25 protein-coding genes and 1 riboswitch are annotated in these 18,954 nt (G+C 54.9%); of the genes, 8 read left to right on the top strand and 17 right to left on the bottom strand.

Annotated features, from left to right (window positions below; translation table 11 throughout):
- The first annotated feature begins 255 nt into the window (after nucleotides 1–255).
- Together MHM85_RS03635 and MHM85_RS03630 are read left to right on the top strand one after the other, a co-directional pair.
- The gene (locus MHM85_RS03635) at nucleotides 256–975 is read left to right on the top strand and encodes a CDP-alcohol phosphatidyltransferase family protein (protein WP_139525313.1); all 720 of its coding nucleotides are present in this window, start codon (nucleotides 256–258) and stop codon (nucleotides 973–975) included.
- Nucleotides 976–1,265: 290 nt separating this feature from the next.
- Nucleotides 1,266–1,826, top strand: a complete 561-nt coding sequence (locus MHM85_RS03630; RefSeq protein WP_139525312.1) for a manganese efflux pump MntP family protein — start codon at nucleotides 1,266–1,268, stop codon at nucleotides 1,824–1,826.
- Nucleotides 1,827–1,935: 109 nt separating this feature from the next.
- Here MHM85_RS03630 and bla read toward each other — a convergent pair whose 3' ends face one another.
- The 7 genes from bla to MHM85_RS03595 form a co-directional block, all read right to left on the bottom strand.
- Nucleotides 1,936–2,817: a class A beta-lactamase gene (bla, locus tag MHM85_RS03625; protein ID WP_153842270.1), complete on the bottom strand. Its 882-nt coding sequence runs from the start codon at nucleotides 2,815–2,817 to the stop codon at nucleotides 1,936–1,938.
- A gap of 93 nt (nucleotides 2,818–2,910) precedes the next feature.
- On the bottom strand, nucleotides 2,911–4,317 hold the full coding sequence (locus MHM85_RS03620; protein WP_139525310.1) for an ATP-binding protein: 1,407 nt from the start codon (nucleotides 4,315–4,317) through the stop codon (nucleotides 2,911–2,913).
- A 134-nt stretch (nucleotides 4,318–4,451) separates the two neighbouring features.
- Nucleotides 4,452–4,910 (bottom strand): GNAT family N-acetyltransferase, encoded by a 459-nt coding sequence (locus MHM85_RS03615; protein WP_139525309.1) that lies wholly within the window; start codon nucleotides 4,908–4,910, stop codon nucleotides 4,452–4,454.
- Between the two features lie 2 nt (nucleotides 4,911–4,912).
- Nucleotides 4,913–5,341: a GFA family protein gene (locus tag MHM85_RS03610; protein ID WP_139525308.1), complete on the bottom strand. Its 429-nt coding sequence runs from the start codon at nucleotides 5,339–5,341 to the stop codon at nucleotides 4,913–4,915.
- Nucleotides 5,342–5,384: 43 nt separating this feature from the next.
- Nucleotides 5,385–5,855: a GNAT family N-acetyltransferase gene (locus MHM85_RS03605; protein WP_239285075.1), complete on the bottom strand. Its 471-nt coding sequence runs from the start codon at nucleotides 5,853–5,855 to the stop codon at nucleotides 5,385–5,387.
- A gap of 22 nt (nucleotides 5,856–5,877) precedes the next feature.
- Nucleotides 5,878–6,405, bottom strand: a complete 528-nt coding sequence (locus MHM85_RS03600; protein WP_239285073.1) for a GNAT family N-acetyltransferase — start codon at nucleotides 6,403–6,405, stop codon at nucleotides 5,878–5,880.
- Between the two features lie 105 nt (nucleotides 6,406–6,510).
- Complete coding sequence (locus MHM85_RS03595) at nucleotides 6,511–6,975, bottom strand: OsmC family protein (protein ID WP_239285071.1); 465 nt, start codon at nucleotides 6,973–6,975, stop codon at nucleotides 6,511–6,513.
- A 196-nt stretch (nucleotides 6,976–7,171) separates the two neighbouring features.
- Between MHM85_RS03595 and MHM85_RS03590 the strand changes: the two genes are divergently transcribed.
- From MHM85_RS03590 to MHM85_RS03580, 3 genes are all read left to right on the top strand, one after another.
- Entirely contained in the window at nucleotides 7,172–7,993 is an 822-nt protein-coding gene (locus MHM85_RS03590) for an aldo/keto reductase (protein ID WP_239285068.1), read from the top strand.
- A gap of 163 nt (nucleotides 7,994–8,156) precedes the next feature.
- A complete protein-coding gene (locus MHM85_RS03585; protein WP_081195530.1) occupies nucleotides 8,157–8,408 on the top strand; it encodes a type II toxin-antitoxin system prevent-host-death family antitoxin in 252 nt (83 codons plus the stop codon).
- Nucleotides 8,405–8,659, top strand: coding sequence for a Txe/YoeB family addiction module toxin (locus MHM85_RS03580; protein ID WP_239285065.1), 255 nt, complete (start codon nucleotides 8,405–8,407; stop codon nucleotides 8,657–8,659). The genes MHM85_RS03585 and MHM85_RS03580 overlap by 4 nt, the downstream gene beginning before the upstream one ends.
- A 159-nt stretch (nucleotides 8,660–8,818) precedes the next feature.
- On the opposite strand, the gene MHM85_RS03575 is transcribed toward MHM85_RS03580, so the two are convergent.
- The 9 genes from MHM85_RS03575 to MHM85_RS03535 all read right to left on the bottom strand — a co-directional run bounded on the left by MHM85_RS03575 (nucleotide 8,819) and on the right by MHM85_RS03535 (nucleotide 13,673).
- Entirely contained in the window at nucleotides 8,819–9,799 is a 981-nt protein-coding gene (locus MHM85_RS03575) for an alpha/beta fold hydrolase (protein WP_239285062.1), read from the bottom strand.
- A gap of 27 nt (nucleotides 9,800–9,826) precedes the next feature.
- Nucleotides 9,827–10,033 carry a type II toxin-antitoxin system RelE/ParE family toxin gene (locus MHM85_RS03570; RefSeq protein WP_239285059.1) on the bottom strand — a complete coding sequence of 69 codons (207 nt, stop codon included), beginning with the start codon at nucleotides 10,031–10,033 and terminating at the stop codon, nucleotides 9,827–9,829.
- Nucleotides 10,030–10,278, bottom strand: coding sequence for a type II toxin-antitoxin system Phd/YefM family antitoxin (locus tag MHM85_RS03565; protein WP_239285056.1), 249 nt, complete (start codon nucleotides 10,276–10,278; stop codon nucleotides 10,030–10,032). Before MHM85_RS03565 ends, MHM85_RS03570 begins: the two co-directional genes overlap by 4 nt.
- A 118-nt stretch (nucleotides 10,279–10,396) precedes the next feature.
- Nucleotides 10,397–10,696, bottom strand: coding sequence for a helix-turn-helix domain-containing protein (locus tag MHM85_RS03560; RefSeq protein WP_239284983.1), 300 nt, complete (start codon nucleotides 10,694–10,696; stop codon nucleotides 10,397–10,399).
- Nucleotides 10,689–11,003 carry a transcriptional regulator gene (locus tag MHM85_RS03555; RefSeq protein ID WP_239284967.1) on the bottom strand — a complete coding sequence of 105 codons (315 nt, stop codon included), beginning with the start codon at nucleotides 11,001–11,003 and terminating at the stop codon, nucleotides 10,689–10,691. The genes MHM85_RS03560 and MHM85_RS03555 overlap by 8 nt, the downstream gene beginning before the upstream one ends.
- Nucleotides 11,004–11,018: 15 nt before the next feature.
- Complete coding sequence (locus tag MHM85_RS03550) at nucleotides 11,019–11,306, bottom strand: hypothetical protein (protein ID WP_239284952.1); 288 nt, start codon at nucleotides 11,304–11,306, stop codon at nucleotides 11,019–11,021.
- A 70-nt stretch (nucleotides 11,307–11,376) separates the two neighbouring features.
- Entirely contained in the window at nucleotides 11,377–12,096 is a 720-nt protein-coding gene (locus MHM85_RS03545) for a DUF4145 domain-containing protein (protein WP_239284949.1), read from the bottom strand.
- Between the two features lie 91 nt (nucleotides 12,097–12,187).
- A complete protein-coding gene (locus MHM85_RS03540; RefSeq protein ID WP_239284932.1) occupies nucleotides 12,188–12,694 on the bottom strand; it encodes an MltR family transcriptional regulator in 507 nt (168 codons plus the stop codon).
- Nucleotides 12,695–12,764: 70 nt separating this feature from the next.
- Complete coding sequence (locus MHM85_RS03535; protein ID WP_239284928.1) at nucleotides 12,765–13,673, bottom strand: protein kinase; 909 nt, start codon at nucleotides 13,671–13,673, stop codon at nucleotides 12,765–12,767.
- Between the two features lie 226 nt (nucleotides 13,674–13,899).
- Between MHM85_RS03535 and MHM85_RS03530 the strand changes: the two genes are divergently transcribed.
- From MHM85_RS03530 to thiC, 3 genes are all read left to right on the top strand, one after another.
- Nucleotides 13,900–14,844 carry an integron integrase gene (locus tag MHM85_RS03530; RefSeq protein WP_239284912.1) on the top strand — a complete coding sequence of 315 codons (945 nt, stop codon included), beginning with the start codon at nucleotides 13,900–13,902 and terminating at the stop codon, nucleotides 14,842–14,844.
- 91 nt (nucleotides 14,845–14,935) lie between these two features.
- Nucleotides 14,936–15,089: riboswitch (TPP riboswitch) on the top strand.
- Between the two features lie 82 nt (nucleotides 15,090–15,171).
- Entirely contained in the window at nucleotides 15,172–15,840 is a 669-nt protein-coding gene (tenA, locus tag MHM85_RS03525; RefSeq protein WP_239284910.1) for a thiaminase II, read from the top strand.
- Nucleotides 15,841–15,865: 25 nt separating this feature from the next.
- On the top strand, nucleotides 15,866–17,782 hold the full coding sequence (gene thiC, locus MHM85_RS03520; protein WP_239284893.1) for a phosphomethylpyrimidine synthase ThiC: 1,917 nt from the start codon (nucleotides 15,866–15,868) through the stop codon (nucleotides 17,780–17,782).
- Nucleotides 17,783–17,799: 17 nt separating this feature from the next.
- Here thiC and MHM85_RS03515 read toward each other — a convergent pair whose 3' ends face one another.
- On the bottom strand, nucleotides 17,800–18,879 hold the full coding sequence (locus MHM85_RS03515; protein WP_239284877.1) for an NAD(P)-dependent alcohol dehydrogenase: 1,080 nt from the start codon (nucleotides 18,877–18,879) through the stop codon (nucleotides 17,800–17,802).
- Nucleotides 18,880–18,954: the final 75 nt, after the last annotated feature.

Genomic DNA, 18,954 nt, shown 5'->3' with positions numbered 1-18,954 from the left:
TTTCCTTATCGTTGAAGCGCTGTTTCCATCCGTTGATCTTAACGTGACTAAGATATGGCGACTTTTCAATGGCTCACCTATAGCTTAGCGTAGAAAAGCAATCGGTCTATTAACGCTTGCCAACCTTCAACATTGTTTAATGAGGGAACTTTTGGGGATGCTGACTACCATACACCCTATACAATAATGGTACATAGATAAATTATTGCATCATTAATTTCAACTGCGGTCGACGATACCGCTACGTGAGCCACCATGCCGCCTGTGTCTAACTCCTCCCCATTTCCCCTGCCCAAGCGACTGTGCAGCAGCATCGAACTGCTGGTAGGCGCGCTACTATTGGCAGGTCTTGGGACGCTGCTCGCGCCCCTCATGCCCGGCGCAGCCAACTGGTGGGTGGCCATCGCCTTTTATGGCCTGATCAGCGGCTTGGTCTTGGTGTTTTGGCCTCATGGCCCGCTGGGTTGGGCCAACCGGGTGACACTGGGGCGCGCGGTGCTGGTCGCTCTGGTGGCGGGCGCGCTGGTGAATGACGCCTTTATCGACGCCATTTGGCTATGGCTGGGCGTCTCGGTCATCGCACTATTACTGGACGGCGTGGATGGCTGGATCGCCCGCCGCACTCGCTGCCACTCATCTTTTGGGGCACGCTTCGATATGGAACTGGATGCCCTGCTGATCATGCTGCTGTGTGTTGGCTTGATCATGGAAGAGGGGCTGGGGCTGTGGGTGCTGCTGATTGGCGGCATGCGTTATTTATTCGTGGCCGCTAGCCTTCCCTTCCCTTGGCTGGAGGCGCCGCTCAATGACAGCTACCGCCGCAAAGCCGTGTGCGTCTGGCAGGTCGTGGCGATGCTGCTGGCGCTAACGCCGCTGACCTCACCGCTGTTAGCGGGACTGCTGGCGTTCAGCGCGTTGGTGACGTTGATTTACTCTTTTGGCGTGGATATTAAGTGGCTTTACCAACACCGCTAAACGCATTCATCATTACATGGTGTGTTTAAAAAAGAAATTACCTGATGCCTTTAAAGCAGCCATTTCTTACATCTTACCCACGGGCCCAAAGTATCAAAAAAGGCAACAAAATCAGCTAGTAGACACATTCTTAGCCAAGGCAATACTTGTTCGCCATCATCAACTTTATTTTTTATGAACTTTGTGGTCATCAACAAAAAAACTGATAAGATTTCGCGCTATTCGATTCTTTCATTTGTCACTCAAGTAAGCATTTCACACAACGCTTTTACTTCAAGAGTCTGCCCACCATGACACCCGTTGCCCTCCTTTTTCTTGCGGTTTCCATGTCGGCGGATGCGTTCGCAGCCTCCATCAGTAAAGGCGCGGAACTGAGCAAACCCCGCTTCCATCACGCCATCGGCATTGGCTTGGTGTTTGGCATCATCGAAGCGATGACACCGGTGCTTGGCTGGGTAGCGGGTAAGGCGTCTCAACAGTACGTGGAAGCCTGGGATCACTGGGTCGCGTTTACGCTGCTGACCGTCATTGGCCTGCATATGATTCATGAAGGTCTCAAGAAAGAAGACAAGATAGCGCACCGCAAGCAAACGCTGTGGCTGCTGATACTGACGGCTACCGCCACCAGCCTAGACGCCATGGCGGTAGGTGCCAGCTTGGCATTCATCGATGTGAACATTATCACCACCAGCCTCGCCATTGGCCTTGCCACCACCGTGATGGCCTCCATGGGAACGCTGCTTGGTCACTCATTGGGCAAGTACGTTGGCCACTGGGCCGAACTGATAGGCGGGGTCGTGCTGATGGGGATTGGCGTCATGGTGGTGGTAGAGCATACGGGAGTTTTATAACCAACGGCCCCTACCCACTCGATAACGGCGGATAGGTTCACTCGATAGTAGCGTCGCTCAAAGATGAATGGTTACAAAAACGGGTGGCTGTTTGGCCACCCGTGTTTCGTTATTCGTCTGCTAAAGTGGCTTGCACCACTTCCCCTAGCGAGGCAATGGCTGCATTGCGCTCTTCAAACGAGGCCTCGGTGTCGGTGATATAAAATACCGCCACCGTGGGTGGTTGCTCTGGAGGCCAAATAATCGCGGTAATCGAGCGGGAGCCATAACCACCTGCGCCAGTTCGGTCTGCGATCACCCAATCAAACGGCATGGCGGCACGGAAGAGGCCATCCGCAACGGCATTGCCTTTCATCCATGCTTCTAACTGCTGCCGAGACTCATCCGCTAGGACATCGCCAAGCACCAGTTTTTCTAACGTGGCCAGCATAGCGTTGGGCGTGGTGGTGTCGCGCTCGTCCCCCGGAGTGGCTTCGTTCAACTCAGTTTCATAGCGGTCTAACCGAGTAATAGGATCGTCCATACTACGTGCGAAGGCCGTGACCGCCTCCGGCCCACCTAGCGCCTGTAACACGAGGTTAGCAGCGGTATTATCGCTGGTCGTCATGGTGGCATCGCACAGCTCAAACAGCGTCATCGGTTGATGGCCCGCATACTGCTCAGTCACCGGGGAGTACGTCACTAGGTCAGATTCCTCAAAACTCACCTCGGTCTCCAGCGCTAACTGCCCTTCATCTACCTGCTCCAGTAGCGCGCCGCAGGCCAGGGTTTTGAAGGTACTGGACATCGCAAAGCGCTCATCGGCATTCACTTCCCAACGCTGGCCCGTGGCTAGGTTGTGCGCGGCAAAGCCAATACGCGCGTCCAGCGCCTGTTCGATACGCGCTAGCTCGGCGGTAATGGGGTCGTCTTGCGCCATCGCATGAGATGACGCGAACAGCACGCATGCCGATAGGGCTGCACGCAACCAACGTGGTTGGCGATGATTCATGGTTAATTTTCCTGGTCCTTAAGAGGGTCATAGATACCCTGCGTTGGCGTGGTCAGCCCCGGCAACAAGCGGAGCCATCATTGCACTGATCCATCAGGCTGGCTTTGCCACCCTGGGTAAGCGAACCCAGAAACAGCAGCCCTCCGTTGGTACGGAGTGAAAACCGATGCTGCCCCCCATTTCTTCCACTAGGGACTTGGTGATGGACAAGCCAAGCCCCGTCCCACCGGTGCGTCGCCGGTCTGTCCCGTCCGCTTGAGCAAAACGCTCGAACACGCGCGGCTGAAACGACAACGGTATTCCGTTTCCGTGATCGCACACATGGATTTCAAGCCACTGGCTATCGATTGCCCCTGCGCTTACCGCAACGTGTTCGCCGGGATCAGAGTGCTTGCAAGCGTTCGAGATCAAATTCGCCATGATTTGAGCAAACCGTTCCGGGTCGATGTTCACATAGTCATGCTCATCGAGCGGTTGCATGGCTGGCCGGTGTGGTGCGTGATCGTGTGTGGTAATCGTTTGAAATCCTAGCGAGACTGAAAAACTCTCTGCATAGGGCTGATTCAGCGTTACCGCTTGTTCCACCAAGGGAAGCAACGGCAGGCGTTGCCGCTGGAACGTGAGCTGTCCGCTTTCGAGCTTCTCGATATCAAGAATATCATCGATCAAACTTTTCAATCGCTTACCGTTATCGTTCGATAACACGACCAAGCGCTGCGCATCCGCACTCAACGTGCCACCGACACCGCTTTGCAGCATGCTCAATGCCCCTAGAATCACCGTCAAAGGCGTGCGCAATTCATGGCTCACCGTGGAGATGAAGGTTTTCTGCATGGTCATGACCCGCTGGCGCTGACGCCACTGATTGATTACCGACAAACTTGTGACCAGCAGCAGCACTGCAATCACCGCTGCCCCGCCCCCCCACACCCAACGGGATTGCCGGGCTTGACGAGTGGCCTGCAGGGTTTGGGCACTCAAACGCTCGCGTTCATTTTGCTCTAACGCATTTAAATGCCCACGTAACCGATCCATCGTTTGACGTCCACCAGCCGCCAACAGTCTTAGCGCGGCGGCTTCCAGGCCATCCGTATCACGCACGGAGATATTGGATTCTGCTATCTGCATACGCCGCTCGACCAAGGACGACAACACCTCTTCCGATAACAGATCATCGGCGCCAGTGGGCAATGAAATACGCCTCAACTGCTCTTGTTGATGTGCTAAGCGGGCACGCGCCTGCTGATAGGGAAGCAGGTAGGCTGGTTGACCAGTGATCACATAACCCCGCTCCCCCGTCTCCAGATCCAGCAGCGTTGATTTGAACGCTTGTATGAGAACGATACTCTCCAAATGCCGGTTTACGGCAGCATTGGCATCCAGCAGTGCTTCCTGAACGCGAATTCCCTGCCATACCATGGCGGCTAACATGAAAGCGACTAGGGCAAGAGCACACCACTGCAAACGACGCAGTATCGGCGGGGTGAGTTTTTTAATCAATGGAACACCAAACCTATAACAATGATTGATTCATCTATAGCAGGTTAGACGCCATTTATCATTTAACTCTATGAGTTAATAGAGAATACCCAGCGATATATTGCGGCTTTCAAAAAAACTCTCAGCGTGTCGCACTATGCCGAGGTGCGTCTGAAACGCATGAGAAGCTCTGGCTCTCCCGTGTGCTCATCCAACTGCTCGCCCATGGGCACAAAACCCCGCGCTTCATAAAAACGGACGCTAGAAACATTCTGAGCATACACCGTTAGTTGCAGCCACTCCCTGAGGCGCTTGGCATCTTCCAGCAGCGCACTACCCAAGCCGTGGCCCTGCTGGTTGGGTTGCACAAAAATGGCGGCTAGCGTGTTTTCATAAAGGCTGTAAAAGCCCACCACCTGGCCCAATGCTTCAGCCACGTAGGTTTCAGAAGCAGGAAGATACACATCTCGCATCGCCCCCTGCTTCGATTCCCAAAAGCGGGGCGCGATAAAATCATGCGCTTGAACCGACGCCGACAGCCAAATAGAGAGCACGGCCTCCATATCCTCTGCCTGAAAGGCGCGTATGCGATAGTCGGTTGAGTTTGCATTCATGCTCACACCTGGCGAAGTGCGCTGTACAGCGCTTCCAGGCTCTCGGGGGAGGCATCAAAGCGCTGGCAGTGGGTTGCCTCCTGCTCCCAGGCGGCAGCCGAAGCCATATGAAGATGGACGGCAACCCGGGCAGTGGTCTCATCTTCTAATAACCCTGCTGGCACCCACACCCAGTCGCTACCGCGCAGTTGGTTGGGTACCGGGCTGCCGCATGTCGCGCAAAAATCGCTTCGGTAGCCACTGTCACGCTGATAAGAACGGATACTTCCCTGCCCCGACAGCCACTTGAACTGCTCACCCTGCACAAAGGTGGCTGCATTGGCAGCCGCGCCGGTGGCCTTGCGGCATAACGAACAGTGGCATTGGTACAAGTTCGGTAGCTCACCGTCGATCGTGAATGCCACCTCCCCACACAGGCACTCGCCTTTCATTTCCTTCTCCTTAAGGAATTTTTGATACATCACCGCTTTCGCGCTACTCCACGCTGGCGTTATACAAGATCACCTCATCCCCTGTGCCATAGCCACTAATCACCGCCGCGCGGGAGACGCCTAGCGTGGATTGATACAGCTTCTCCGCGAAGTTGCCTTCCGAGGTGGTCACCATTACCGCCCCCACGCCGCAGCCCTGGCGGCGCACGTGAGCTTTGAACGGCGCTAGCGACTCCACAATAAGCTGCTTACCCAGCCCCTTACCCGCCGCATCTGGGTGAATGCCGATTTGTTCCAGCTCGATTATGCTCTTTTCCCGAAAGCCGTTCTTCACGCACCAAAGGATATAACCGCGCACTTGGCCTTCCACTTCGACCACGTAGTAAACGCCCCTTGGGTAGGCGTTAAACGACGCCTCTATCCACTTGGCGTGGTTTTTCTCGCGGGGGAAACAGGCCTGATACACCTCAGCGATGGCAGCAATATCGGTTCTTTCTGCAGCTCTTACGGTCACTTTAAAATCCTTTTTCCGAGGCTTACCTCATGACTTTCTCAAAGCCAAAAAACTCAAGCTTATGCTCCTTACTACCCCGCTCTTCATCATCCGGCAAGGGGTAATAACGGTTATAAAAAGAGACAATTTTAAAACCCCACTTATTGACATAAAAGTGGATGTTTCGCTTTTCAAAGTAGGGCGTGTGGGTCATCCATACCCGCGTTTGTGGGTACATCTGCTCAATGGCTTGCCAGGCACGATAGCCCACGCCACGCCCGTGGGTGCTGGGTAAGAGATAGAACAGATCCAGCGCGTTGTGCTGGGTGGCTTCGTCAATGGTCACAATCGCGCCGCCCACTTTCACGCCGTCAAACAGTATGTGATGCACCACGGCATCTGGCGCGGTAAGAGAGTTGTCGATATCGGTGTCGGAAGGAAGCAAGCTCGCCTCCACTGCGCCAAACGTCTCTTCCACCGCCACGCTAAACGAGGCTTTTAACTCTTGCTTGAACGCTTCAAATGCCGATGCGTCTGCCAACGCCAGCCTGACGTTAGAGGTATCTTCCATGGCTGCGCCTATATGCTCAATGAGCGTGATTAACCCACCGTTTAGGCTAACCGCTGCCATGACGTTTTGCTATATCACGCTCCAGCAGCCGACGACTTAACGACGTTAATGCTGAATCTCGGTCACCACATCGGTCTTAACGGAGTTAGCGATAAAGCACTTTTCATGGGCGGCGTGGTGAATGTGCTCAAGCGCCTCAATAGAGGGCGGTTCTCCTGCAAACACCGCCTTTGGCCGCAGCGTGACTTGGGTCATGGCGATCTTCCCATCGCTACCCTTCTCCATCACACCCACCGCGTTATCCACGTAGCTTTCCACGACAAAGCCCTGCTGCCCGGCGATGGCGAGGAAGAACAGCATATGGCAACTGGAGAGCGAGGCCACGAACGCCTCTTCCGGGTCGACGTTGGCCTCGACCGAATAGGGCAATGGCACTACATGAGGCGATGACGACGCAGGCACGCGAACGCCACCATCGAACACCCATTCGTGCCCACGGCTATAGCGCTGATCTATAAAGGCTTCATCGGCTCCACGGGCCCACTGAATGCAAGCGGTGTATTCGTCCATTTGGGTTTCTCGATAGTATTGAAAGCGGCCACGAAGGCGGCATGAGTAACTTCTGACATGATCTCAAAATTGTGTTCATCAAGCTTCTCTCGTTTATCCCCTTCAATACGGATCGACTACGATGGAAGCACGAACGACGATGGCCTTGGTCAGTCAGAACCGCATCACACTATAAATCACACTTGGAGAGTGAGATATGCAGACGATTGCGCTAGGCGGCATCAGCGTCCCCCGCATCGGCCAGGGCACCTGGCACATGGGCGAGGATGCCGGGCAGCGGCAGGCTGAAATCAGGGCGCTTCGTGAAGGTATAGACCTGGGCATGACGCTGATCGATACCGCCGAGATGTACGCCGAGGGCGGCGCGGAAGAGATCGTGGGCGAAGCCATTCGCGGGCGGCGCGATGAAGTGTATCTCGTCAGCAAGGTGTACCCGCACAACGCCAGCACCCAGGGTGTTCAAGCCGCCTGCGAGCGCAGCCTGCGCCGATTGGGCACCGATACGATTGATCTGTACCTGCTGCACTGGCGCGGCCAGTACCCGCTGAGTGAAACCGTGGAAGCGTTTGAGCGGCTACGCGAGCAGGGCAAGATACGGCGTTGGGGAGTGTCGAACTTCGACGTTGACGACCTAGAAGAGCTAAACGCGCCCGCGTGCGCCACCAACCAAGTGCTCTACAACCCCGACGCCCGGGGCATCGAGTACGACCTGCTGCCCTGGCAAGCACAGCACAACATGCCGCTCATGGCCTACTGCCCGGTCGGGCAAGGCGGCGCGCTACTTCGTGACGCTACTCTGCAACGCATCGCCGACAAACACCGGGCCACTACCGCGCAAGTCGCGCTTGCCTGGGCACTGCGCCACCTCGGCGTGATCGCGATTCCTAAAGCCGTGAGCCTGGATCACCTCAAACAGAACGCTGATGCGGATAAGGTCAGGCTCGATGACGAGGATTTGGCAGAGATTGATGCCGCCTACGCGCCGCCAACACGCAAGCAAGGCTTAATGATGGTGTGAGCAAGCGCCTATCAACGGATTAGCGTGGGATACGATTCGTGGGCATCACCGGCTCAACCGCTGTTTTAAAGCGGAGAAAACCGAACGCGGCAAAGCCAATTGGCAAACCCAATCCTGTACGCTATTCTGTACATTAACAACATCGCGTACAGGAGCACCCTTTATGGATGCCATCAGCTACACCGCCGCTAGAACCAACCTAGCAAAAACCATGGAGCAGGTCTGTGAAGACCACTCTCCTATGATCATCACCCGCAATAAGGCGCAATCCGTGGTCATGATCTCTCTCGAAGACTATGAAGCACTGCAAGAGACAGCCTACCTCCTCCGCGCGCCCAAAAACGCCCGCCGTTTACTGGAATCCGTTGCCGAGTTGGAGCAAGGAGGTGGTCAGGAAAAGGAGCTTCTTGAATGAAGCTCATCTTTTCCGAGAACGCCTGGGAAGACTATCTGTACTGGCAGAAAACCGATAAGAAGGTTCTCAACCGAATCAACAAGCTAATCAAAGAAATCAAACGAGCGCCGTTTGAAGGAGTCGGCAAGCCAGAACCCCTTAAACACAGCCTTGCTGGTTACTGGTCTCGGCGAATCAACGAAGAACACCGCATCGTTTATAAGGTCACGGATGACGCTCTTCTCATCGCCCAGCTTCGGTATCACTACTGATATAGCGCTGAGCTTTCCCTCAATGTGGATAGGCCCTCATAAGATCACCAACCAGCTCTTAAACAGATGCTGTTAGGGTAAGCCACTTAAGGCCTGCACTATCAGGCCCCAACGGCCCAGGGCAGGAGCGCCTTAATAGCGATAACGCTGGTTGGGCTTCTAAGGTAGTCGCTGCACACGGTCAGTGAATTCGACGATGTGATCCACCAACAGTGGGGCTACAGGCAGCGATGCGTCTGAGTACGAAGCGCTTTGCTGCGCTGGATTGGCCGGAACCATTTTGAGCACGTGGTTCATTCCTTCCACGAGCAACAGTTCTGCATCTGGACGCGCTTGCTTGAGCGCCTCCACTTCGCTCGGACTGACCTGTACGTCTGTAGTGCCGTGGACGATCAATACCGGGCCGGGGGCATGCTGGATTTCCTCAGTCGGCACGTACCGAAACCAAGAGATCAGGTACGGCTGCACGCTCGAACGGAACAATGACGCCAACGCTGGCGGCACGCCCTCTGTCGTGTGACCTTGTTCCAGCTCGGAGAGAATGCGCTCACTATCCTGCCACAGATCATCCGGAAGCTGCGGGCGCAACTGATCGCGGATAATCTCTGGCGCGGAACGTGCCGGTGCAGCAACCGAGATGAAGGCATCCGCACGCGCTTGTTTTGCTGCGAGCATGCCGATCAATGAGCCCTCACTGTGCCCAAGCAGAGTGATCGTGCCAAAGCGAGAGTCCGTTCGAAGCTGGCGGACCCATGCGGCGGCATCCTCTACGTAGGTGTCGAAGCGAAGCTCATTCTCCAAAGGTGCAGCGGCTGCACTGGCCGCCACTCCCCGCTTGTCGTAGCGGACCGAGGCGATCCCCCGCACAGCAAGTGCTTCGGCAAGCAGCTTCAGGCTGTCATTTGCTCCCGGCAAGAGAGCACTGTTGCCATTGCGATCCGTGGGACCGGAACCGGCATGCAGCAATACAAGCGGATGTGGCCCGGTAGAGGGCGGCAGGAGCAGAGAACCAAAAAGGGTGCCGGTGGCAGTTTCCAGACGAACATCCGATGCGGTGGGCTGCGCCGGGGCATGCGTCTCGCTCGCCGATCCAGATGCCGAGAACAGGATCAAGAAACCAAAAGCAATGCGCAATATCACGAGAACACAACCCTCAATGTGATGGGCCTAACGCCAAAGCCCACCCGTGACGTTGACGTTGCAAAAAGGAGAAAAAGGTATCCGTCCTGATTGGGGACAATCTCCCAAACGCTCAGTCTTATCAAACACTTCCTGGATCAGATGACTTGCAGCAACAGGATGATCGAGAGCAATGTATTCAGCGATGCTATCCAGTTCTTGAAGCGCAGGCTCCGTCCAGATTACGTCAGTCATTTACTCATTTTTTCCCTGGCCTCACTTTGGCTGTACGTTCTTCCTTCAAGTACAGCACGCTCTCCCCGTGAAAGCCCTTCAAGCAAATCAAAGCGACGTTGCATGAACTCGTAATCTTGCACATCGACAAGGTATGCGGATGGCTTACCATGCTCGGTGATCCGTACTGACTCTTTAGACAAGCGCAGGTCAGCCAAGCTTTCCGTGGCTTGGCACTTAAGGTTGGTAATAAGCTCAACTTTCATGGGCTCACCTTGAATCAGGCTAATAGTGTCACTTTTCGAGAGTGGCAATAGCTGCTAACGCCAGTGGTAATGGGCGACAACGGAGCACAGCGTAGTTGGCGTCCCGTTGACCACCTTGCTAACCCCTGAGTTCGAGGTCTTCCCGAATTACCTCCGGATGGCGAAATGCAATCTCGATGAGCGCCTTTGCCGGCCCAGAAGGTTTACGTCGACCCTGCTCCCATTCCTGCAACGTGCGCGGAGAAATATGGAGTACCTCGGCAAACTCTCGCTGTGTGAGGCCGGTCTTGCCACGCGCCTCTGCGACCTCATTTGGCTCCACACGACTGACTCGTGCGGCTTTGCCCGCTTTCATTTCTTTAACTGATTGGAGCAGCTTATTGCCAAGATCCTCAGCACTCAGGGTCTCATTACTCATTTTCCAATACCTCACGAATCGACTTCAGGATATGCGCGGGTATGTTCTCCTTGACGGCCTTCTTGTAGATCACCAACAGCCAGATCTCACCATTTGCCAACCGGGTGAAGTAAATGACTCTCACTCCACCACGCTTCCCTGAACCCGCCACCGACCAGCGAACCTTTCTGCATCCGCCGCTACCTGGAATTGGGTCGCCAACTTCAGGGTTGGCTGCCAACCAGGCGAAGAAGGCATTTCGCTCTTCCTCGATCCAGATTTTTCTGGCATCTGCTTCGAATGTCGGGGTTTCGATGATGGTAAACATGACAATTAATATACGTCATTGACGGAGTTTTGCAAGGCGGCGACTGGAAGGGTAACGCCCGCATGAGCTGCGGAACATGTTGGACGCTTTTTTGCGCATTATAGCCAACTCATCTTCTAAAGCCGCTATATCACCTCGCGGTAGTTCGTAGGTAAAAAGAGTGATCTCTGCCCCTTCCTCCCTAAACTTAGCAGCTTCATCAGCATTCATGACTCCTCGATTTATCCATGCAGGAGAAGATGTACGACCTAACTCACCCGCCAGCTCCTCAAAACCTTTCTTTGTAAGAATGAGATAGATCATAAACTTTTAACGCCCGCATTTGCGGCTGGTTTGGAGCGTAGCGGAAAACCAGTCCGGCAACATGCGTTTGTTAGCTCTCGCTCTCTTCAGTTTCAACTTCACGGTCCTCTTCGGGAACTCTCCCAGCTTCTCTTAACAGCGCCAAAACCGATTCGCGATCATCATAAAAATCTTCAAGGATTCTCTGACAGTAATGCCTTGCCGCCTCAACATCTTCCTCTGGTATTTCATGCCAATCATCGTGCAGAACATCGTTACCGAGAACTCTAATCTCATCATGTGCTCGGCGCTTTCTTGCTTGCGTTATGACACCATCTTCAGCGGCTGCTTCAATTTGTTTATACAGATTGGATTCCTGCTTAGTTTTATAGCCATTAGCACGTAGAGTTTTATCAAGCACGGAACGAATTAGCCCAGCCGCAGCCCTAATACACATGTTCTCCAAGCAAGTTTCAGCCTCACGAAACTCTGTGACGATACCCTGAGGTACTGAACGTGGAACAGGTAGACGCTGCTTTGCTTCTGGAAAAAACCTAATAAGGCGGTTGTATGAACCAGGATAATTTCCTCCGCCGCCCATTTTAACAACACCAAATGCCCCCATCCCGCAGCCGGCACATTTAAAGAGCCTGTAAGAAACTACGCAGTCTGGCCAGTAGCGATCTTTTTCTCTTCTTTCGTGGGCTCCAATTTCGCGACCATCCACCTTCCATTCGAAAGTGCTTCTACCACCGCGACAACCAGGGCAATGGCTGACAATGGAGCCTTCTTTTTCATTTAAATCTGCCATGGTTCTCCTTTTGAGCTAACGCCGCCAGCATGCGCGGCTTTGTAGTGGAGGCGAAGCCACAACGAAAAAGGCGTCGCCGTGCCTGGCCTTGTTAAGGGCTGAGCTGATAGCTCCAATCCCGATGCTTAGCCCTGTTGGGCTTGTTGTATTCAGGGCGATACCACAGAGCAAGGGACACCAAGATAACTGAGTTAATAAATAGCTGGCGTGTATTACCGTCGAATCTGGCCCCATCCGGCGTATTCGCGCGCAAATTTTTGCAGAGGTCATTTATCTTGTTGTCTGCGAATGTCAGACCGTGAACCTGATGAGCAAACTCATTCCTGACGCGCCTGATAAGCTCACATTCTTTGAACTCAAGCTCCGTGATGAGACCAAGACAATACGCCATTTTGATGCGTGCGCTGAGCGAACCAATCGGCGCATTACCGCCCTTCAGCAATTCTTTAGACTCCTTGCACGCAACAAAATGCGACTCTAAAAGTCTGTGTAACCGCTCATCGATCAAAGCCGCGCCGACCAAGGCCGCGCCCCGATCGGTCTCCCCTTGAAATTCACCGAGGAACTGCGAGAAATACTCTACGTGCTCATCCCGCACTCGACTCTCCTTCTGCCCTTAACGCTTCAAACACCGGCGGAGCGTAGCGACGTCCGAGTGCTTTGACTTGTTAGCCCATGAAAGATACGCCATGAAACGCCTCATATTCTTTTGCATAAGTCTCAACAAGACCTGTGAAACGTCCAAGTGCTGTGCTTATGGAGCACCTGTTTTCTGGTTTGAGAGAGGTCATTTCCATTATGGTTTTGGCTACTAGCCCCCCATGCTTCCCCGGGACGTGCCCAATGTTTTCCAGCTCTATATCAGACAGGCTATCTTCCATATACACGAGAGGATTTCTACCAGTGAACATTTGAGCAATAACAAGGCCTAGCTGGAAGATGTCTGACCTCAGATCTAGTGCACCTTGCCTTTTGGCGTAAGCAACCAATTCTGGCGTGCGGTAGTATTTCGGCATCGCAAAATACCCCTCAAAGTCATTCCTGTCTTGTTCGTCATGTGCCGTGTCTATCTTTTTGAGTAACCCAAAGTCACCCATGTAGATAGTTAGATTATCGACAAATATGTTTTGAGGCTTTATATCTCGATGTATGAAAGATTGGGAATGCAATGCCTGCAAAGCAGAAAGCAATTGGCAGGAAAATAACAATGCCTTGCCAAATTCAATCGATTTTCCGTCTAGCTCTCGGTGAAGCGTTTTTGGCATATAGTCTTGTACGACAAAAGGGTGACCTGCATACGTTCCTTCGTCTAATTGCTTCATTAAATTTGGGTGATTGCTAGATTTGAGAAATTTTACCTCTTCAAGAAATCTTTCCTGCCTCCTTTCAGAAGAAAGCATATGGAAGACTTTTAAGGCAAACAGACCGCCTCGCAAAGGCCCATCAGTAGCCATAACTAAAAATGCAGTCCCATTCCCACCTTTCCCCAGAAATTTTAAGTTCTTAAACCAATTTTCTGTGGCGTGAACGCTCTTATATGGTTCCAAGTAAAATCCATCTTTCTTTTGCTCTGTCAAAATAGACTCCTAAAGGGCTAACAGTGATTATACCCCCTGCCATGAAACCTCAATGAACGTGACATCACAATGACTGAGGTTTCATAGCCAGCAAATTGAATCTACCTCATTGATTCTACAGCGTGCAAAGAGAATTTCGGCGATATAGCCAACATTCGCGGGCTTGCGCGTTTTGCTCGTCTCAATAATACTGTTTTTATATACAGTATTATTGAGGCATCCTGCTATGAAACTGATGGAACGCGTCAAGGCAACCATGAGGGTCAAGCGCTATAGCTTGCGCACCGAGAAAACCTATTGCTACTGGATTCGCTTTTACATTCGGTTCAATAACTTACAACACCCTGCTACCCTAACAGATCATGAAGTACGGCAATTTTTGGAGTATCTGGCAATCGAAAGGCACGTGGCGGCGGCGACACAGAATCAAGCACTCAATGCCATCGTCTTTCTTTATCGCCACGTGCTGGAGCAACCGCTTGGAGAGATTGGTCAATTTAGCCGAGCCAAGCGCCCTCAGCGCTTACCAGTAGTGCTTTCCCATCAGGAGGTAATGGAGGTATTTCAGCACTTGTCTGGCTCTATGCTTCTCATGGCCTCACTGATGTACGGCTCAGGTTTACGTGTCTCCGAAGCTTGTCGGCTTCGCGTCAAAGATATTGATTTCTCACGGCAAATCATCACTGTGTATTCTGGCAAAGGCAACAAAGACCGCACCACGCTACTGCCACCTTCGTGTATCCAGCCATTACATACGCATATACAAATGGCAGAACAACAGCTGAACGCTCGCATTGAAGACAACGCTATTCCTGTGTCACTGCCTTATGCTCTGGACCGTAAATACCCGAACGCAGGTGTTTCACTTGCATGGCAGTGGCTATTCCCTTCCTCCAAGCCTTGTTTCGATGAGCGGGGCCGCGTCGTTCTACATCACATTCATGCCTCTGCCGTCCAGAGAGCCGTCAAATATGCCATGCGCTCATCTTCTTTAACACGCCCTGGCTCATGCCATTCCTTGCGGCACAGTTTCGCCACTCAACTACTAAGCCAAGGTACTGACATTCGCACCGTTCAAGAGCTGCTGGGCCACAAAAGTATCGAAACCACCCAGATATACACCCATGTGCTCGGCAATGGCTTTGCGGGCGTTAGAAGTCCATTGGGTTAGTGAAGGATAGTCATCCTTCAATGAAGCCCGTGGTCTATCAAGTTAGCGCCCCCTTGCATCTCCCCCACCCGCCTCCTACACTCCATCGACGAACAGCTTGACGGGGTGCCGGTGATATCCGGCTGAGATGGCGCAGGGTGGGCTTTTGGCTACCGAGCGCTGGTCCCGCTGAACCTGATCCGGCTAATGCGCTGCTCTTTTACGAGCGCGCGGGTACCGGCGTAGGGATCAAGCGATGGCCGCGGCGCTCCTTTACGCCACCCTTCCGTGCCACTCCCTCGATCTTTCTCGCCCGCCCTCCGGATCATTACCCCCCGGAGGCACACAATGGGCTACCGCTTTACCGATCTCACCACCGCTTGCCAGCAAGATTGGCGCGCCTATATCGAGCACGACTTCGTGCGCCAGCTGGCCAACGCCACGCTGCCTGAGGCGTCGTTTCGCCACTACCTGAAACAGGATTACCTGTTCCTGATTCACTTCGCCCGCGCCTACGCGTTGGCCGCCTACAAAAGCCCCACCCTAGCGGATTTGCGCCAGGCCCATGAAGGACTGAAAGCCATTGTGGATGTGGAGCTGGGCCTGCACGTGGGCTTTTGCCAGGAGTGGGGCATCAGCGAACAGGAGCTTGCCGAACTCCCCGAAGCCCGCGCCACATTGGCCTACACCCGCTACGTGCTGGATACCGGCAACCGTGGCGACCTGCTGGATTTGCACGTGGCGCTGGCCCCGTGCCTGGTGGGCTACGGCGAAATCGCCAACTGGCTCAACGCGCAGTCTTCTACGCTGCGCGGCGCGCAGAACCCGTTCGATGCCTGGATCGCCATGTACGAAGGCGAGGAGTTTCAGGCCGCCATGCAGGCAGAGCTTGCGTGGCTCGATGCCCGCCTGGCGGATATCGCCCCCGCCCGTTTTGCTGAGCTGAGCAAGATCTTCCGCGATGCCACCCGCCTGGAAATCGACTTCTGGCAGATGGGTATAGACCTTTCTGAATAACCTCCTACAACACAGAGCAACCGTCATGACCAAGACCGTCAAAAGCAACACCGCGCACTTTTTAGCCGAAACCGCCCAGGTCGATGCCGCCGCCGTGGCGCCGCTGCCCGGCTCGCGCAAGGTGTACGTGGAAGGCTCGCGGCCGGATATTCGCGTGCCGTTTCGGGAAATCTCCCTCTCGCCCACCAAAACCAGCGGCGTGGATGAGCAGAACCCGCCGCTGCTGGTGTACGACACTTCCGGCCCCTACACCGACCCTAACGCCCGCATCGATTTGCGCCAGGGCCTGCCGGAGCTGCGCCGGGCCTGGATCGAAGAGCGCAACGACACCGAGTTTTTGGATGGCCCCACCAGCCAGTATGGCCAGCGCCGCGCCAACGACCCTACCCTTGCCCAGCTGCGCTTTGATTTAAGCCGCACACCCCGCCGGGCGAAAGCGGGCAAGAACGTGACCCAGCTGCACTACGCCCGCCAGGGCATCATCACGCCGGAAATGGAGTTCATTGCCCTGCGGGAAAACCAGCGCCGCCAAGCGTTGGGAACGGCAGAAGTAGAGCGCATTCTGGGCCATCAGCATGCGGGCCAGAGCTTCGGCGCCAGCCTGCCCAAGGAGATCACCCCGGAGTTCGTGCGCGATGAGGTGGCTCGCGGGCGGGCGATCATTCCCAACAACATCAACCACCCGGAAAGCGAGCCGATGATCATTGGCCGCAACTTCCTGGTGAAGATCAACGGCAACCTGGGCAACTCGGCGGTCACCTCTTCCATCGAGGAGGAAGTGGACAAGATGACCTGGGGCATCCGCTGGGGGGCGGATACCATCATGGACCTCTCCACCGGCCAGAACATCCATGAAACCCGCGAGTGGATCATCCGCAACTCGCCGGTGCCGATTGGCACGGTGCCCATCTATCAGGCGCTGGAGAAGGTCAACGGCATTGCCGAAAACCTCACCTGGGAAATCTTCCGCGATACGCTGATCGAGCAGGCGGAGCAGGGGGTGGATTACTTCACCATCCACGCGGGGGTGTTGCTGCGCTACGTGCCGCTCACCGCCAACCGTGTCACCGGCATCGTCAGCCGTGGCGGTTCCATCATGGCGAAGTGGTGCTTGTATCACCATCAGGAGAGCTTCCTGTACACCCACTTTGAGGAGATCTGCGAGATCTGCAAGCAGTACGATGTGGCGTTCTCACTGGGCGACGGCCTGCGCCCCGGCTCCATTGCCGATGCCAACGATGAAGCGCAGTTTGCTGAACTCGAAACCTTGGGTGAACTGACCAAGATTGCTTGGAAGCACGACGTGCAGGTGATGATCGAAGGCCCCGGCCACGTGCCCATGCACCTGGTGAAAGAGAACATGGACAAGCAGCTAGAGTGCTGCGACGAAGCGCCCTTCTATACGCTTGGCCCGCTGGTGACGGATATCGCCCCCGGCTACGACCACATTACCTCGGGCATTGGGGCGGCGATGATTGGCTGGTTTGGCTGCGCGATGCTCTGCTACGTGACGCCGAAAGAGCACCTGGGCCTGCCCAACAAGGACGACGTCAAAACCGGTATCATCACCTACAAGATTGCCGCCCACGCGGCGGATTTGGCCAAGGGCCACCCGGCGGCCCAGCGTCGCGACAACGCCCTTTCCAAGGCGCGCTTCGAATTCCGCTGGGAAGACCAGTTCAACCTGGGGCTGGACCCGGACACCGCCAGGGAATACCACGATGAAACCCTGCCGAAGGACTCCGCCAAGGTAGCCCACTTCTGCTCCATGTGCGGGCCGAAGTTCTGCTCCATGAAGATCAGCCAGGAAGTACGCGACACCTACCGCGACCGCACCCCGGAAAACGCCGCTGAAAGCGACGCCGAAGCAGTTAAGCGCGGTATGCAGGAGCAGGCGGAGAAATTCCGCCGGGAAGGTAGCGAGCTGTACCAAGAGGTATAGCCCGCTACCGGTGGCGCTTAGCCAGCGCTAAGCGCCACTTTTAGCACGCCATCGCGCTGGTGGGAGAAGAGGTCGTAGGCTTCCACGATCTCCTCCAGCGCGTAGCGGTGCGTAACTAGCGGGCCCAGATCTATGCGGCCTGATGCGATCATGCTCATCAGCCTGCGCATGCGCTCTTTGCCGCCCGGGCACAGCGAGGTAATGATTTTATGATCGCCCAGCCCTGCACAAAACGCACCCAGCGGAAGGGTGAGGTCTTCGGAGTAGACCCCCAGGCTCGAGAGCGTGCCGCCGGGTTTTAGCACCCGTAGCGCGGCCTCAAAAGTTTGCTGTAGGCCCAGCGCTTCGATGGCGGCGTCTACCCCCCGACCACCGGTGAGTTTCAGCACCTCTTCCACCACATCGACCTTGCGGAAATCCAGCGTTACATCCGCGCCCATCTGCTTGGCCATGTGCAGGCGCTCATCCACACCGTCTACGGCGATAATCATGCCCGCCCCCCGCAGCCGCGCGCCTGCGGTGGCGCACAGGCCAATTGGCCCTTGGGCAAACACCACCACCGTATCGCCTATTTTAATGCCTGCGGATTCCGCACCGGCAAACCCCGTCGACATAATGTCTGGGCACATCAGCACCTGTTCGTCGGTTAGGCCATCGGGGACGGGCGAGAGGTTCGCTTGGGCATCGGGCACCAGCAGGTACTCCGCCTGGGCACCATCGATGGTGTTCCCAAAGCGCCAGCCGCCCATGGGCTTGTAGCCGTGGCTGTGGTGGTCGCCATCCTGTGCACAACAACCGTCCTGGCAGGCGTAAGAGGTGAAACTGGGGCAAATCGCGCCAGCAATCACCCGCTGGCCTTCTTGGTAGCCTTTGACGTTGGCACCGAGTTTTTCAATCACCCCCACGGGCTCGTGGCCGATGGTTAAACCGCGCTCTACCGGGTATTCGCCTTTTAAGATGTGAACATCGGTGCCGCAGATGGTGGTGGTTGTGATGCGCATCAGGGCATTGTTCGGGCCAATCTCGGGGATGGGTTTGTCGTCGATTTCGATGCGGCCCGGTTCAACGAAAATTGCCGCTTTCATCATGGTAGGCATGGGGCACGTCCTCAGTGAGGGGAGTCATGACACATTGCCATTAAGCGTGAAATAGCAGCCGCAAATCGTGCGCTG

The sequence above is a fragment of the Halomonas sp. McD50-4 genome (genome assembly GCF_022348135.1).
Lineage (GTDB): Bacteria > Pseudomonadota > Gammaproteobacteria > Pseudomonadales > Halomonadaceae > Vreelandella > Vreelandella piezotolerans.
The sequence above is the reverse complement of the archived record's forward strand: the minus strand, read 5'-3'. Positions and strand labels throughout refer to the sequence as shown.

What these genes read in the sequence shown, in the direction of transcription:
- MHM85_RS03635 (WP_139525313.1), top strand. Translation starts at nt 256, where the DNA reads ATGCCGCCTGTGTCTAACTCCTCCCCATTTCCCCTGCCCAAGCGACTG.
- MHM85_RS03630 (WP_139525312.1), top strand. Translation starts at nt 1,266, where the DNA reads ATGACACCCGTTGCCCTCCTTTTTCTTGCGGTTTCCATGTCGGCGGAT.
- bla (WP_153842270.1), bottom strand. Translation starts at nt 2,817, where the DNA reads ATGAATCATCGCCAACCACGTTGGTTGCGTGCAGCCCTATCGGCATGC.
- MHM85_RS03615 (WP_139525309.1), bottom strand. Translation starts at nt 4,910, where the DNA reads ATGAATGCAAACTCAACCGACTATCGCATACGCGCCTTTCAGGCAGAG.
- MHM85_RS03610 (WP_139525308.1), bottom strand. Translation starts at nt 5,341, where the DNA reads ATGAAAGGCGAGTGCCTGTGTGGGGAGGTGGCATTCACGATCGACGGT.
- MHM85_RS03600 (WP_239285073.1), bottom strand. Translation starts at nt 6,405, where the DNA reads ATGGAAGATACCTCTAACGTCAGGCTGGCGTTGGCAGACGCATCGGCA.
- MHM85_RS03595 (WP_239285071.1), bottom strand. Translation starts at nt 6,975, where the DNA reads ATGGACGAATACACCGCTTGCATTCAGTGGGCCCGTGGAGCCGATGAA.
- MHM85_RS03590 (WP_239285068.1), top strand. Translation starts at nt 7,172, where the DNA reads ATGCAGACGATTGCGCTAGGCGGCATCAGCGTCCCCCGCATCGGCCAG.
- MHM85_RS03585 (WP_081195530.1), top strand. Translation starts at nt 8,157, where the DNA reads ATGGATGCCATCAGCTACACCGCCGCTAGAACCAACCTAGCAAAAACC.
- MHM85_RS03580 (WP_239285065.1), top strand. Translation starts at nt 8,405, where the DNA reads ATGAAGCTCATCTTTTCCGAGAACGCCTGGGAAGACTATCTGTACTGG.
- MHM85_RS03570 (WP_239285059.1), bottom strand. Translation starts at nt 10,033, where the DNA reads ATGACTGACGTAATCTGGACGGAGCCTGCGCTTCAAGAACTGGATAGC.
- MHM85_RS03565 (WP_239285056.1), bottom strand. Translation starts at nt 10,278, where the DNA reads ATGAAAGTTGAGCTTATTACCAACCTTAAGTGCCAAGCCACGGAAAGC.
- MHM85_RS03560 (WP_239284983.1), bottom strand. Translation starts at nt 10,696, where the DNA reads ATGAGTAATGAGACCCTGAGTGCTGAGGATCTTGGCAATAAGCTGCTC.
- MHM85_RS03555 (WP_239284967.1), bottom strand. Translation starts at nt 11,003, where the DNA reads ATGTTTACCATCATCGAAACCCCGACATTCGAAGCAGATGCCAGAAAA.
- MHM85_RS03550 (WP_239284952.1), bottom strand. Translation starts at nt 11,306, where the DNA reads ATGATCTATCTCATTCTTACAAAGAAAGGTTTTGAGGAGCTGGCGGGT.
- MHM85_RS03545 (WP_239284949.1), bottom strand. Translation starts at nt 12,096, where the DNA reads ATGGCAGATTTAAATGAAAAAGAAGGCTCCATTGTCAGCCATTGCCCT.
- MHM85_RS03530 (WP_239284912.1), top strand. Translation starts at nt 13,900, where the DNA reads ATGAAACTGATGGAACGCGTCAAGGCAACCATGAGGGTCAAGCGCTAT.
- tenA (WP_239284910.1), top strand. Translation starts at nt 15,172, where the DNA reads ATGGGCTACCGCTTTACCGATCTCACCACCGCTTGCCAGCAAGATTGG.
- thiC (WP_239284893.1), top strand. Translation starts at nt 15,866, where the DNA reads ATGACCAAGACCGTCAAAAGCAACACCGCGCACTTTTTAGCCGAAACC.
- MHM85_RS03515 (WP_239284877.1), bottom strand. Translation starts at nt 18,879, where the DNA reads ATGCCTACCATGATGAAAGCGGCAATTTTCGTTGAACCGGGCCGCATC.